The organism is Fimbriimonas ginsengisoli Gsoil 348, from assembly GCF_000724625.1.
Lineage (GTDB): Bacteria > Armatimonadota > Fimbriimonadia > Fimbriimonadales > Fimbriimonadaceae > Fimbriimonas > Fimbriimonas ginsengisoli.
This window is the reverse complement of record NZ_CP007139.1, coordinates 2,818,332-2,831,362: the sequence shown is the minus strand read 5'-3', so window position 1 is coordinate 2,831,362 and position 13,031 is coordinate 2,818,332. Positions and strand designations below refer to the sequence as shown.

Genomic DNA, 13,031 nt, shown 5'->3' with positions numbered 1-13,031 from the left:
AAGGCGTCCAGCTCGCGGTCCGAGCAGACGGCCTCGGCGGCGTCCAGAGTGAAGCCGCCGGAAAAGACCTAGATCCGTTGGAGAAGGAGCCGTTCCGGTTCGCTTAGTAGGTCGTAGCTCCAGTCGATCATCGCCCGGAGCGTCTGGTGTCGGGGAATGACTCCTCGAACGCTTTGGGAGAGCAGCCGGAATCGCTGATCCAACCGCTCGGCGATCTTCTCCAACGGCATGCTGCGAACCCTTGCCGCCGCGAGCTCGATCGCCAACGGGATCCCCTCGAGCTCCTCGCATATCCTTGAGAGGGTCTCGGAGTTTTCCTGGGTAAGGGCGAAACCGGCCTGGGCGAGGGCGGCTCGATCGACGAAGAGCCGAATCGGGTCGGAATCGCGGAGCTTCGTCAGCGATCGGTTTTCCTTCGCGGGTAGCTCCATGGACGGGACGCGGAAAGTGCTCTCCCCCGGCAATCCCAACGCTTGGCGGCTCGTCGCCAAGATCGTAAGTCCGGCCGATCCGCTAAGGGTCTCGCTTACGAAACGAGCAACGGCGTCGACTAAATGCTCGCAGTTGTCGAGAACCAGGAGCACCACGCGGCTTTGCAAGTAGCTCTTCAGCGTGTCGGAGATGTCTTGGCCAGCTTCCCACGCCACTCCGAGGGCGGTGGCCGCCGCCTGGGCGATCAATCCGCCATCGAGGAGAGGAGATAAGTCGACGAACCAAGCTCCATCGCCGTAATCCGCCCGGCGGCGACGGGCAACCTCCAAGGCCAGACGGGTCTTTCCGGTGCCTCCGGCGCCGGTCAGGGTGAGAAGGCGTGTCTGCCTCAGCATCGAGGCGATCTGGCCAACCTCGCGTTCGCGCCCGACAAACGAGCTGACCGGCTTTGGAAGATGGTCTGGGGTCGTGGTTAGCGTTCGGAGCGGCGGAAATTCCGGCTGAAGCTCCGCGTGGAGGACCTGGTAGAGGTATTCGGGCTGCTGAACATCGCGCAGGCGATGCTGGCCTAAATCGCGCAAGGTTATGCCGCGAGGCAGCGCGACGACTCCATCCATTACGCTTTGCGAGACGAGGATCTGTCCACCGTGGGCCGCTGCCAGCACCCGGGCGGCTCGATTGAGCGCAGGCCCGAAAAAGTCGTTCTCACGCGTGGCGGCAGCGCCCGAGTAGATGGAAACCCGGGTGCGCAAATCTGGGAGGGGACTCCAATTGCGGCTCGCCAATCCCAATTGGATTTCGACCGCGGCCGAGATAGCGTCTCCCCCGTCCACGAAAAAACAACAAAACGCGTCCCCGATCGTTTTGAACACTTCGCCGTGGTTCGCCGCAACCGCGGCCTTGATGATCGCGTCGTGCTCGGCCAGCGCCCCCTGCATACGCTCGGCGTCGGCTTCCCACAGGCGGGTGCTTCCCTCGATGTCGGTGAAGAGGAATATCCCAACGAGCCGCGCGTGGCTGGAATGCTCTCTCCGCTCGCCAGACGCGCTCATGGACATGTTGTACCGGTTTCGGAAAAGTCGCAGACAGGACGTGCGACCCAGCGGACAGGGTGCCGATAGCGGGTCGCTGTGCTAGCATGTGGCCCTAGGCGAAGCGCCTAAGTGAACAACAAATGAGCGAGCATTACGAAGACGAAGCCCTTATCTCACTGACCGATCCGACCGACGTTCCGCAAACGACCGAAGACGACGAGGACGGCACACTCATGCAGGACGATCCGAAGCCGTCGACTCCGACCGACCCGGCCCATCCCTAACCGCTTTGGCCGTCCTTACCTGCACCCTGTGCGGCAATCAATATCCGAGTGATCGGCTACAGACCGTCTGCCCCGAAGACGGTCGGCCGCTCCGGGTCGACTTGGACCTCGGACCAGGGTCCATGCTCAAAGAGGCGCTGAGGGATCGCGAGCCGACGATGTGGCGCTATCGGGAGGCGCTCCCGTCGTGCGATCCAATCTCGTTGGGCGAGGGATTCACGCCTCTTCATCACGCTCCCCGCCTTGGGTCGCGGTGGTATGTCAAAGACGAAGGAGTGAATCCGACCGCCAGCTTTAAGGCCCGCGGAATGAGTGCCGCCGTTTCGATGGCGAAGCACCTGGGAGCAACGAAGCTGGCGGTACCAAGTGCCGGCAACGCGGGCGGAGCGCTCGCTGCATATGCGGCCAAGGCTGGGTTGGAGGCGCACGTTTTCATGCCGGCCGACACCCCTCGCGCCTGCATCGTCGAGGCGATGACGCATGGAGCGGACGTCCGCCTCATCGACGGCCTGATCAACGACTGCGCCGCCGAGATCGGGAAGCTGAAGGACGCCGAAGGGTGGTTCGACATGAGCACCCTCAAGGAACCGTACCGCGCCGAAGGGAAGAAGACGATGGGGTACGAGCTTGCCGAGCAGATGGATTGGCGTCTACCGGACGTCGTGATCTACCCCACCGGCGGAGGAACCGGTCTCGTCGGGATGGAAAAGGCGTTCGACGAGATGGAGCGGATGGACTGGATCGGACCGGAGCGCCCGCGTATGGTCGCAGTTCAGGCCGTCGGCTGCGCGCCGATCGTGACCGCATTCGAGAAGGGAGAGCGTTTCGCCGATCTCTTCCCGAACGCGCACACCGCCGCTTCCGGGCTTCGGGTTCCCCGCGCCGTTGGCGATTTCATCATGCTGGACTTCATCCGAGCGACTCACGGCACCGCGCTGACGGTGACCGACGAGGAGATGATCGCGGCGGCCCGCGAGATCGCCCGGACCACGGGAATCTTCGCCGCTCCCGAGGGGGGCGCCACTTTGGCCGCCGCCCGGCGCCTGCAGTCGCAAGGCTGGTTAAAAGAGGACGACGTCGTCGTTCTCTTCAACACCGGCTCCGGCGTCAAGTACCTCGAAGCACTTAGTGCCTGAGGCCGACTTACCTAAAATCCCTTGGTACGAGAGGCTTTCGAGCCCCATGGTAGAGGCGAACGACATAGACCTTTTTCTCCCCTTCGTCGATCCTAAAAATCACACGATGTGAGTAGTGGTGAGCAGATCGGTACGGGCGCTTCAGAATGTCAGCTTCCGCAATGATCGGAAAGCGGGCCGGCATTTCCTCCAAAGATTGAATGAGCTCTTGAAGCTCGGAGTGCCATTTTCTTGCGGCCGAGACGGAATCCTCTCCGATATAAGCAATCGCTTCTTCGATATCCCGTGCCGCTTGGAAAGTAGCCTCAACCCTATAGGCCATATTTGGCCTTTAGCTCAGCGAAAACAGCGTCGGCGGGTTTGGTGCGCCCTTCCTGGATGTCTTTCTCGCCCTCTAAAATGGCGATCATGAACCGCTCTCGCTCTAGCCGTTCTTCCAATGCTTGATACGTGATCGGGTCGACAAGAACGGCTTGGACCTTGCCATTCACGGTCAGGAGCATTGGCTCCTTGCTCTCATTCAGGCCATCGATAAACCCTTTGGCGTTTTGCTGGAACTCGGTAAGCGAATGGGAGTTGGTAAGGTTAGCCATGAAGTGCTCCATCCAGGAAGCATGTATTTATGCTACTCGATTATCCTGAAGGGCTCTTTCGTGTACTTGTACTTGGCGAAATTGCTTAGTTTCACTCCGGACGCGTCGTTGGCCGGAATGAAATGGTAGCGATCTCCCGACAAACCTTTGGATGGAAATCGAACGGAGCGGACCGGGGGATCGAACCGGACTGGTGCTCTTCGCGGGGAAGGAACTCCTTTCCGCGGTACGGGAGCACGCCGTTCGACATCGCATCTCCGAAGCGAGGCTTACCGCCCAAGGGGCGTTCAGCGAATGCGTGGTCGGGTGGTATAGCTTCGAACAGAAACAGTTTGTCGATACCCAGCTAGAAGGGCCGGTGGCGATCGTGACCCTCGCCGGATACATTTCCCAACGCTCAGGCATCACTCATGTCGCAATCCATGGGGTCTTCACAGCTCCGGGAGGAAACTGCCGGGCAGGGCACTTGCGAAGCGGCATTGTTCGCTCCAAGCTTCTCGTGTCGATTTCAATCGATCACTGATCGAGGCTTTTTAGAACGATACGGTTTCCGAACGGGTCGCGCATGAGGAGGCCGTCCCAGTCGTCGTCGAAGCGAGCCCGCCGGAACCGGGCGGACTGGACGAGGAAATTCAACGCCCTCACCTCAGGCAGAACGAGCTCAAAATAATCGAGGCCAGCCGACTCCGGCGCGGGCGGCGTGCTGCCGCCCCAGGTATTGAGCCCGATGTGGTGATGGTAGCCGCCGGCCGAGACGAACGCCGCTCCCGGTACCGCAGCCACGAGCCGAAAGCCGACGGTTTCCGTATAGAACCGAATGGCCTCCTTCAGGTTCGAGACGTGCAGGTGGATGTGCCCGATGCGGGTGCCGATGGGTACCTCGTATTGAGGCGGCTCGCGCTCCAACTCGTCCAGCAGCTTTCGAAAGTCGAGCGGCCTGGTGTCCATTTGGACACGCCCTTCCAGCCAGATCCAGTTACCGCGCGGACGGTCGTAGTAAAGCTCGACCCCGTTTCCATCGGGATCCTCCAGGTACAGCGCCTCGCTCACCCGGTGATCGGCGGCCCCCTGAAGGCGGGTGCGGGTCTCGGCGATCCGCTTTAGTCGGTGGGCAAGATCGACGCGGCTTGGTACGAGAATCGCAAAGTGGTACAGACCCGTTGTGCGAGCGATCCTCGGCAAAGCTCCGGGAACTTCGCGAAGGCGCACGAGCACCCGCCCCTCGGGAGTCCCCAAAATCGCATCTCCCACCGACTTGCCGCACGTGACCAGACCGATCACGTCGGTATAGAACGCGATGGAGCGTTGCAGATCGCCCACGACGAGGGCCACTTCGCCAAGCTGGGTTTTGGCGTCGATCGAGAAAGCCGGACTCGCCATCTCGCCATAGGATGCCACGTTCACACGGCCGGCTTTACGGGGTCACCCCAGCATGACGTGGATGTGATGCTACTTAGCGCAACGGAAGCCGACTGTGGCACAGCGATCCAGACCGGGATTCATGCGAATGAACTTCGCGGCGAAGTCGGGCGGCCGAACGCCGCCATCGGCATACCACTGCGAACCCGGCGCCTGGTACCACGACCCGCCCTTAAGAAGACAGAAGCGGGTGCGGCCGTCGGAGTACTCGCTCTCGGTCCAATTCCAGACCGGCTTCGCTCCTCGATCGACCCGATGACGCTCCATTGCCACCTGCCATTCGGCATCGGTTGGTAACCGCTTCCCCGCCCATTTCGCATAGGCGCGGGCGTCGTCAAGGTCGACGAACACGACTGGGTCCCGTTCCTGGCCGGCTACCGGTTGTCCGGCGACCCAGTGCTTGAGGAAGCTTTGGGGATGGGCCGGTTTGTAGCCGCTCTCCCGCAAAAAGGCGGCGTACTCCGAGTTCGTGACTTCTTTGGGATCGAGTGCGAAGCGCGAGAGGCGCACGCGGCGGGTCTCTATGCTTTCTTGGTGGATCGGCGGGTAGGCGAGGTTTTCGTAGTGGGCGTAGCCCCGCTCGCCGCACTCACGGGCTCGATAGCGGGTGACGACGGGGTACTCCCCGGCTTCGACCACGAGCCCAGTACCGGGCGAATCGGAGTGAAACGCGACGATCGTCGGCTGGGGATGGCGCGTCCGACTTGCGGTATCGACGCCGAAGCCTTCGACGTGAGACTGCGCCGCCAAGAAGGTGCGTAGCTCTTCCGTTACTTCGTGCGCCGGAACGGCCAAGTACGATGCGATTCCGGTCGCCGGCAAAGGATCATCCGGATGGTGGACCTCTCGACCGGTGAGAAGATCGAAGAGCCTCTCGCCGGTTCTCAATCGGGCGTCGAAGTGGTCACCCTTGGCCTCGCCATTCCCTCGATTCACGATTGTCCACAAGCGGGATGCGCCGTGTCGCCACTCACTGGCGTGGACCTCGGGGGATCCGGTCTCGATGAGCGGGATCCAGTCGCCTTGGGAGAAGTGCGGGTGGAAATGCCTTTGGACAGAAAGGATCGCCCTCAACATCGCCCGGTTGCGAAGGCTCCATGGGTTCCAGGAGCCGAAGACGTTCTCCCAAACCAGCATTCCGGCTCCATTCATCCAGGCGAGATGCAACTCGTTTGTGTGGTCGGTGTCCCAACGGCGGACCAGGTGCATCATGTGGCGTGGCTCGATCCATCGGTTGCGGAGCACGCCGGGCGGGTCGCCTGGGTCGAACCATTGCGCCCAGGAGAGGTGGTTGAGAGGAAGGCCCTCCACCGGAAGCGCCAACTCGGACTCCATGGCGACTCCGGGGCGGGCGCGATCCATCGCGGCGCGCAGGGCCATACCGCCTTCGTTGAGCGTGTCGAGGAATACGCCATCGGCTTCGATCTCGCGCACGATTCCGGAGAGCGCTTCCGCGTCGGTCACCGGCTCGCGCCGGGTGCCGGTGTCCCAGGGGTTGTAGTCGACGAACACGCGCACGCCTCGGCGGTGGAAACGGCGAACGACTTCCCTCAACCCGGCGAGGCCGCCGGGCATCTCCCGATAGAAGTCGAACTGGTTCCGGTCGTCGAATCCGATTCGGGGATAGGCGTGCCATAGGACGACGGCGTCGTAGCCGCCAAAGGCGCGTTCACCTTCTCGCAGGTAATCCTCAACTAGGTAGCGGCCGCTCTTTGGATCGAGGAAGGTCTCGTCCCAGAGCATGACCTTGTTGCAGGCGTAGCACCGGGCCGCCCATTGGAACTCGGGCCGGCGGTATGGCGCGCCGTCGTAGTTGAGCGCCTTTCGCGTTTCGTCGCGCCAAGCGGCAATTTCCTTTCGCCAAGCCTCGCGTTCCGCGACTCCGCGTGGGGGGACCATCACCTCGGGCATTTCGGGCGGCATCATCTGGGATTAGGGGCACGCAAAGGCGCTAAGACGCAAAGTGGTGGGGAAGCTTCGGGCGATTAGATGGTTAAGCCGGCGAAGGCTTTCAGTTTTTGCAGATCCTTGACGTGTCCGTCGTCTTCGTGGGCGGTTTCTAGGAGGATGGGGATGTTGGTGAAACGCTCGTCGTTGACCAGAAGGCGGAACGTTTCGTCGCCAATTTCGCCTTCGCCGAGGTGGGCGTGGCGGTCGACGCGGGTGCCGAGGCCCTTCTTGCTGTCGTTGCAGTGGACCGTCTTCAGACGGTCGAAACCGATCAGGCGGTCGAATTCGGCGAAGGTGGCGGTGAAGGTCTCCGGGGTTCGGATGTCGTAGCCGGCGGCGAAGATGTGGCAGGTGTCGAGGCAGACGCCAAGGCGTGGATGACCCTTCAGCGCCTCGAGGATCCAGGCGTGGTGTTCGAATCGAGCCATCAGCGAGGAGCCTTGGCCGGCGGTGGTCTCCATGAGGACGGTGACCGAGTCGGGGGTCTCGTCCAACACCTGTTTGATGGACTCGGCGATCCCTTGAAGGCCGCACTCCTCCCCCTGCCCCATGTGAGCGCCCATGTGGGAGACGACGCGGTCGATGCCATAGAGGGCGCACCGCTCGATCTCACCTTTCATTCCCTCCATGCTCTGCTTGCGCTTCGCGTCGTCGGGCGCGCAAAGGTTGATGAGGTAGCTGTCGTGGCTCACGACCTCGGTGATTCCGGTTTCCCGCTGGGCGTTTTTGAATGCCGCGACCATTTCGTCGGTCACCGGCTTCGACTTCCACATTTGCGGACTCGAGGTGAACACCTGCACGGCGGTGCACCCAATGGCGTGTCCAGTGACGATGGCGTTATGGACGCCGCCGGTGGCGGGCATATGGGCGCCGAGTAGCTGAGCAGGCATGCCCGCGAGGCTACCCGGCGCAGGCCTCAACGGGGGACGGCTCCCATCAACGCGGGGATTTCTCGAGATTCATCGGTTCGATGCGCCGACGAGACTCGGAACGTGGCACCCGGAACCACAATCTTGATTGGAAACACAAGGCTCCGAGAGCTCGCGACCGCGGTGATGATTCGGGCGGGTGAACCTTGGAACTTCGTCTTGGCGATCTCCGGATGGGGTGGGTACGGATAGCCGGAGAATCGGTGCCCGGCGGCGTCGAGAATCCACAGGTGCGTGGATGGCTGGAGGGCCGGGCCGCCCGTCCAAATCACGTGGAGCAGGCCGACCCGATCCAAGATCACATCGCGTAGCGTGAGGCCGTTTCTTATCTGGATTCCCTTTGCCCAGCGAGACCGGTACCCAGCCATCTCTCGGTCTTTATCGATGACGTCGACGTCGGCAGGTAGATCGACTTTAAACCGGTCTTCGGGGACGGCGCTCGGATAGTCGAGCTCGACCTTGTTTCTAAGTTGCCAGTGGGGAGGGCGGCCGTCTTCGCTGTGGCCGGGGTCGAAGTTCAGCATCTGTCGCGGGAGCTTGTCGATGGGATCAGCGAGGTAGACGGTACGCGACGCGTAAGTTTTGCCTCCGGTCATCCAGTGACCGTCGCTTGTTAGCCGCAGCATCGGCCGGCCTTCCTCCGTGACCTCTTCGATCTTCACGGTTTGAGCTTTGCCAAGTTGCTTGGCCAGCTCGGGCAGCGTCATAGAGGACCATGCGCCGATGGGAGGCTTGCTCCGGACGGTTGCAAGTTTTTCGGTGACGATATAGGTCGTGTGACGCTTGCCGTCAAAGACGGATTGGAACACCGGCTTTCCGTCGTGGACATCGAGCGAGTCGTACCGGAAGTGTTTGCCGGAGACCCATGCCTCCATCTCCGGGTACTTGGCTTCGGGAAGGCCGACCATGTAGGAGCGGAGGTGCACGTGGCGCACCCTTCCCATCGCGTCTCGAACTTGGCTCAACAAGCCGGCGTGGGCAGGGGTCGGCATCGCCACGAGGGCGACGACCGCGACGCCGGAAGCGGCTCCGGCGGCAAGCCACCAGGCAATGCGCGGGTTGGCCGGTTGGCCGTGTAGGCACCGCTCGATGCCGGATACCGGCGATTCCTTCCGCAGCTCGCCTAGCGCTCGCTCAAATCGGTTCACGTTGACCTCCAATGCTTTCGTTTCCATCTACAACCTCCCAGGTTCCGGCGAGCATTGCCCGAAGGCGCTCCCGAGCCGTGTGGTTGCGGGACTTGACCGTTCCTTCCGGGACTCCCAGGACGGCGGCGGCTTCACGAACGGTGAGCTCCTGCACCTCTCGGAGCAAGAACGCGTCGCGAACGTCGGGCGGCAGCTCGGCGATGGCGGCGGCCAAGACCACGGCGTCGTCGGACCGACCTTCCGGCGCGGCTCGTTCGGGCAAGAGCTCGGGCGTCTCGCGCCGGTCGCGCAGCCAGTGCGTGAACTCCCGGTAGGCGATTTTGTGCAGCCACGTCCGGAGCGAGCACTCGTGCCGGAACTTGAGAGCGGCTTCCCGGGCTTTCACGAAGGTGCCCTGGGCGAGATCTTCGGCATCCGCCGCGGACCCGCTCAGGTGGCGCAGGAACCGGAGAATGCGGGGGTATTCCTGCCGCACCACCCGATCCCACGCGCCGGCATCGCCGGCTTGAAGCCGCTTCGCCAGGAGTCGTTCGATCAACATCCCACTTCCACGCCGTTCCAGAGCCAAACGGAAGTCGATCGGTTCACGGTGGGTCTTCGCTGGGTTCGTTTTTGGCCGCTTAGGTTCAATTCTGGGTTCGTTCCGCGATTTTTACTTTTCGTTGTCGTCGCCGATCGGGAGGATTTGCTGGGTTTTGTAGGCGTCTCGCATGACGGCGAGAGTGTGGAGGGCTTTGTAGATGCTGCGCTCGGTGTGCGACTCGTACTGGGCGAGGGTGAGGAGCTTGTGGAAGTTGTATTGGAACGGGAGGGACGGCTTTTGCCCCGCCTTCGGATCGTATGTGAGCACGGAGCTCTCGATTCCATGGATGCGGCGCACTCGCCAGGCGTTGGCGACGACCTTTTCCACAAGGTAGTTCTCGATCGCATTCCTTGGCTCGAGCTGTTCGTGGAACGAGGCGCGAAGCGCCTCGAACTCCTCGGGATCATCGGTCGGGAGGAGGGTGTGCTTGGACGAGTTGAACCCGTGCTTGAGAGCGTTGCGGCTACTGATCGCCTTTCCCTCGGGGGTGATAGGTCCTTTGCTCTTGGCGCCGTTTTCGCGGCTCCTCAGGGCGCGGGCCTCGGCGGCAGCGTGTTGGTCTAGGTAAGGCATTCTTTGTCTCCTTTTGCCGACGGTATCGTCGGCGCTAAATAGTAGACAAGTATATACTAGTTTTGGGCTATTGCCAAGGGGAGGGCGACCGACTGGCGTTCATCACTGCTCGATACCCGCCTGTAACCGATCATGAATGACAGCCTCGAATCATGTAATTAACGTAAAATCTCACATTCCGACAAGAGATGTTGTGCGCCAGACCCAGCCCAACCCCCTCCATCCACAGTACGGAGCCCTTCACGATGAATGACGTCATCATCATCGGCGGCAGCTTTGCCGGTCTCGCCGGCGCCCTGCAGCTCGGCCGTGCCCGCCGGAAGGTCACCGTTCTCGATACCGGCTTGCCGCGCAATCGCTTTGCCGGCCACTCGCATGGCCTGCTCGGCCACGATCACAAGCCACCGCTGGACATCCTGGCCGAGGCGCGGCAGCAACTGGAGCGATATCCCACGATTAGGCTGGTCAGTGCCCGAGCGGACAGCGTCTCCGGCGCCATCGACCATTTCTCCGTCCTTACTGGCGATGGCGAAAGCCTTGAGGCGCGCCGCCTGATTCTGAGCTATGGCGTCACCGACCAGATGCCTGATGTTCCGGGCTTTGCCGAAAGCTGGGGCACGTCCATCGTGCCCTGCCCCTATTGCGACGGCTTTGAAGTCGCCGGCCAGCATTGGGGCCTCGTCTGGTCCGGCCCGCAGTCGCACCAGTCTGTCAGTCTGTTCCACGATTGGACCGACAGGTTGATTGTCTTCGCCGATGGTCACGACATTCCGCCCGATATCCGGGCCGATCTGGCGCGCCGCAACGTACCTGTCGTCGATGGCCGGATCGTCGAGATCGCCCATCACAACGGCCATATCACCACCGTCAATGTCGATACGGGTCGCAATTGCGCGGTCGACATCCTGTTCGCCCATCCGCGCAACAGGCCTTCCGCAAGCCTGCATGAATCACTGGGCCTCGCCACGGTAGATACGCCCGGCGGCATCGTCCTCAAGGTCGACGAGCGGCGCCAAACCAGCATGCCCGGCATCTACGCCGCCGGCGACCTCACCACGCCCTTCTTGCCCTCGGTCACCCAGGCATCATCGCAGGGCGCGATGGCGGGCATCTTCGCCCAGCAGTCGATGCTGGTTTGAGAGCACATATCCCCTTCTCCGGACGGCACTGGCACTGTAAGCGGCTTAGCGCGCTTTGGTTTCGGTTTTCTGAGACCGCCCTTACCGATGAACATCGGCCAGGTTGCGGCTCGGGCAGATCTGTAGACGGGGACCTACCGCAGGCGAGTTCCGTGCGCAGTGGGCGCCAAGGCTAAGATGAGGCGTGCGGTCGCTTCAGTCGGTGTATCACGTCTTTTCAGCCATTCAAGTCGGGGCGGAGAAGAAGGTTTTACGGGCGAAGTGGCATCTGCCTCAGATGGATTCGATGGAGAATCGAAGCGAGGTTGTTCGACAGATCGAAGCCGCTTCCGGTTGCGTTCTCCTTAAGCCGGAGGTTGAACTTCACGGCATCATCCCTGCCAACTGGGAGGGGGAAAACGAGTTCGCCATCGGAGACACGCCTCCAGTGGCTCGCGCGAAAGTGATCGTCACGTTTGAAGCGCCGCTGGCAGACCTAGAGGCTCTGCAAGACTTCGAAGTACAACTCGACGAGCAGCTCTTGGAGTCCGGCGTCGGGTTTGTAGACGGTCACGAGGTCGAGAGGAAAGGAGATCGTATCATCTACGAGTTGATCAGCTTCGGCCCACGAAAAGCGGCGTGGAAAGCGGATATAGAGGCAAGGGTAGCCGCCGCCGGTCTGAATCCGCGACGAATACGGTAGGACATCATCTTAGGAAACGTCTACCGATCTCTCATCCTAATTAGAGACTGAGCCCCTTTGGCTCTGCTCTTTGACAGTCGAATAGGATGCGGAAGTTTTCTACAAAACGGAATTGCGGTTTGCAACTGAGGCGGGAATTGCCCGGCCGGTGGCCGGACCCTCCCGACGGCGCGTCGGGGAGGGATCGGTGGCTTCGGCTCCCAGCCGATGAACGGGTCTCTTTGCGGGGAAGGCCGGTCTGGAGACAGCGGTCCATCCCAGAGCGCTCTTCCCGCGGCGTGTCCATCGTGTTATTCTTCCGGGCGATGCGCAGAATTCTATGCTTCGCCGCGATTGCGGCGCTCGCGCTGACCTCCGGATGTGGCGGCAGCGGCAGTTCAGATAACTCTCCAGCCGGGGACACCACCGCCCCGTTTGCCGCCTACTCGGCTACCTTGCCAGATGGCGGAACGCTGGATCTTGCGATCCACCAGGTTGCGGAAGTGCCGGGTACCTGGGAAGGGAGCTTTGAGGAATCTTCGTCGACAAACGATGCCGAAGATGTCGCCGGCATATTCTCGGGTACCCGGTCCGGTAACTCGTTCACCGCCACCTTCTTCGACGATGACGACACCTCGTTCACCGCTTCTGGCACCTACCACAAGGATGGCACGATCCACGCCACACGGTCGGATATGCCCGGGGTCGAGCTTGTCTTCCGTCCAGTTGCGCGAGTTGTTGCCGGACCCAGCCGTGGGAGCAGGACTTTTAAGCTAAAGGTTCGCAAAAACGTCGACGCAATCGTTACGGTGGAAACTACGCCGACCGTTGAGGATTCGTCCGTCGCCTACTACAACGGTAAGTGCAACGACGCCTGGATTTCGGTCGGCGTACGCAAGGTCAGAAAGCGTGTAGATATCACGGCTTTCTATTCGGGATCGAGCATCTATCTCGAGCTGCCAGCGACCACCTTGGACGAGCTTTTCGCCCAGCCGCAAACGTCGACCCTTACCTTTGGCCGGATCGCGAACCTAACGTTTAACCTTCCGGCCGACGCGGGTACCGCGCCTTAGGGATCTGCTTTAGAACGTATGGCCTTGGTTCGAATAGGACGCGAAAGTTTTTTTAATAAACGGGATCGCGGTTTGCA

General features: G+C 61.6%; 15 protein-coding genes. 6 read left to right on the top strand and 9 right to left on the bottom strand.

Annotated elements, in window-relative coordinates; all coding sequences use genetic code 11:
* Positions 1 to 68: 68 nt before the first annotated feature.
* Positions 69 to 1,484 carry an adenylate/guanylate cyclase domain-containing protein gene (locus OP10G_RS12885; RefSeq protein ID WP_158409223.1) on the bottom strand — a complete coding sequence of 472 codons (1,416 nt, stop codon included), beginning with the start codon at positions 1,482 to 1,484 and terminating at the stop codon, positions 69 to 71.
* A 122-nt stretch (positions 1,485 to 1,606) separates the two neighbouring features.
* Between OP10G_RS12885 and OP10G_RS26865 the strand changes: the two genes are divergently transcribed.
* Together OP10G_RS26865 and OP10G_RS12880 are read left to right on the top strand one after the other, a co-directional pair.
* Positions 1,607 to 1,750 carry a hypothetical protein gene (locus tag OP10G_RS26865; protein ID WP_158409222.1) on the top strand — a complete coding sequence of 48 codons (144 nt, stop codon included), beginning with the start codon at positions 1,607 to 1,609 and terminating at the stop codon, positions 1,748 to 1,750.
* Positions 1,751 to 1,755: 5 nt separating this feature from the next.
* Positions 1,756 to 2,886 (top strand): threonine synthase, encoded by a 1,131-nt coding sequence (locus OP10G_RS12880; RefSeq protein WP_025225472.1) that lies wholly within the window; start codon positions 1,756 to 1,758, stop codon positions 2,884 to 2,886.
* 7 nt (positions 2,887 to 2,893) lie between these two features.
* Here OP10G_RS12880 and OP10G_RS27900 read toward each other — a convergent pair whose 3' ends face one another.
* Both OP10G_RS27900 and OP10G_RS12870 read right to left on the bottom strand, forming a co-directional pair.
* Positions 2,894 to 3,208 (bottom strand): type II toxin-antitoxin system RelE/ParE family toxin, encoded by a 315-nt coding sequence (locus OP10G_RS27900; protein WP_025225473.1) that lies wholly within the window; start codon positions 3,206 to 3,208, stop codon positions 2,894 to 2,896.
* Positions 3,198 to 3,491, bottom strand: coding sequence for a type II toxin-antitoxin system Phd/YefM family antitoxin (locus OP10G_RS12870; RefSeq protein ID WP_084179210.1), 294 nt, complete (start codon positions 3,489 to 3,491; stop codon positions 3,198 to 3,200). Before OP10G_RS12870 ends, OP10G_RS27900 begins: the two co-directional genes overlap by 11 nt.
* 139 nt (positions 3,492 to 3,630) lie before the next feature.
* Between OP10G_RS12870 and OP10G_RS24620 the strand changes: the two genes are divergently transcribed.
* Positions 3,631 to 4,002, top strand: a complete 372-nt coding sequence (locus OP10G_RS24620; RefSeq protein WP_025225475.1) for a PCC domain-containing protein — start codon at positions 3,631 to 3,633, stop codon at positions 4,000 to 4,002.
* Here the strand turns inward: OP10G_RS24620 and OP10G_RS12860 are convergent.
* From OP10G_RS12860 to OP10G_RS12835, 6 genes are all read right to left on the bottom strand, one after another.
* A complete protein-coding gene (locus tag OP10G_RS12860) occupies positions 3,996 to 4,883 on the bottom strand; it encodes a VOC family protein (RefSeq protein ID WP_025225476.1) in 888 nt (295 codons plus the stop codon). The two genes, OP10G_RS24620 and OP10G_RS12860, sit on opposite strands and share 7 nt — an antisense overlap.
* Before the next feature lie 45 nt (positions 4,884 to 4,928).
* Positions 4,929 to 6,824: a formylglycine-generating enzyme family protein gene (locus OP10G_RS12855; protein WP_025225477.1), complete on the bottom strand. Its 1,896-nt coding sequence runs from the start codon at positions 6,822 to 6,824 to the stop codon at positions 4,929 to 4,931.
* 59 nt (positions 6,825 to 6,883) lie between these two features.
* Positions 6,884 to 7,738 carry a deoxyribonuclease IV gene (locus OP10G_RS12850; protein WP_025225478.1) on the bottom strand — a complete coding sequence of 285 codons (855 nt, stop codon included), beginning with the start codon at positions 7,736 to 7,738 and terminating at the stop codon, positions 6,884 to 6,886.
* Positions 7,739 to 7,764: 26 nt separating this feature from the next.
* Positions 7,765 to 8,952, bottom strand: coding sequence for a hypothetical protein (locus OP10G_RS12845; protein ID WP_144241139.1), 1,188 nt, complete (start codon positions 8,950 to 8,952; stop codon positions 7,765 to 7,767).
* Complete coding sequence (locus OP10G_RS12840; RefSeq protein ID WP_025225480.1) at positions 8,912 to 9,466, bottom strand: RNA polymerase sigma factor; 555 nt, start codon at positions 9,464 to 9,466, stop codon at positions 8,912 to 8,914. Before OP10G_RS12840 ends, OP10G_RS12845 begins: the two co-directional genes overlap by 41 nt.
* 111 nt (positions 9,467 to 9,577) lie before the next feature.
* Positions 9,578 to 10,081: a hypothetical protein gene (locus OP10G_RS12835; protein WP_025225481.1), complete on the bottom strand. Its 504-nt coding sequence runs from the start codon at positions 10,079 to 10,081 to the stop codon at positions 9,578 to 9,580.
* A gap of 245 nt (positions 10,082 to 10,326) precedes the next feature.
* Here OP10G_RS12835 and OP10G_RS12830 point away from each other — a divergent pair, with 245 nt between their 5' ends.
* From OP10G_RS12830 to OP10G_RS12820, 3 genes are all read left to right on the top strand, one after another.
* On the top strand, positions 10,327 to 11,220 hold the full coding sequence (locus OP10G_RS12830) for an NAD(P)/FAD-dependent oxidoreductase (protein ID WP_025225482.1): 894 nt from the start codon (positions 10,327 to 10,329) through the stop codon (positions 11,218 to 11,220).
* A gap of 184 nt (positions 11,221 to 11,404) precedes the next feature.
* Positions 11,405 to 11,902, top strand: coding sequence for a hypothetical protein (locus tag OP10G_RS12825; RefSeq protein ID WP_025225483.1), 498 nt, complete (start codon positions 11,405 to 11,407; stop codon positions 11,900 to 11,902).
* A 305-nt stretch (positions 11,903 to 12,207) separates the two neighbouring features.
* Positions 12,208 to 12,954 (top strand): hypothetical protein, encoded by a 747-nt coding sequence (locus OP10G_RS12820; RefSeq protein WP_144241138.1) that lies wholly within the window; start codon positions 12,208 to 12,210, stop codon positions 12,952 to 12,954.
* Positions 12,955 to 13,031 lie beyond the last annotated feature (77 nt).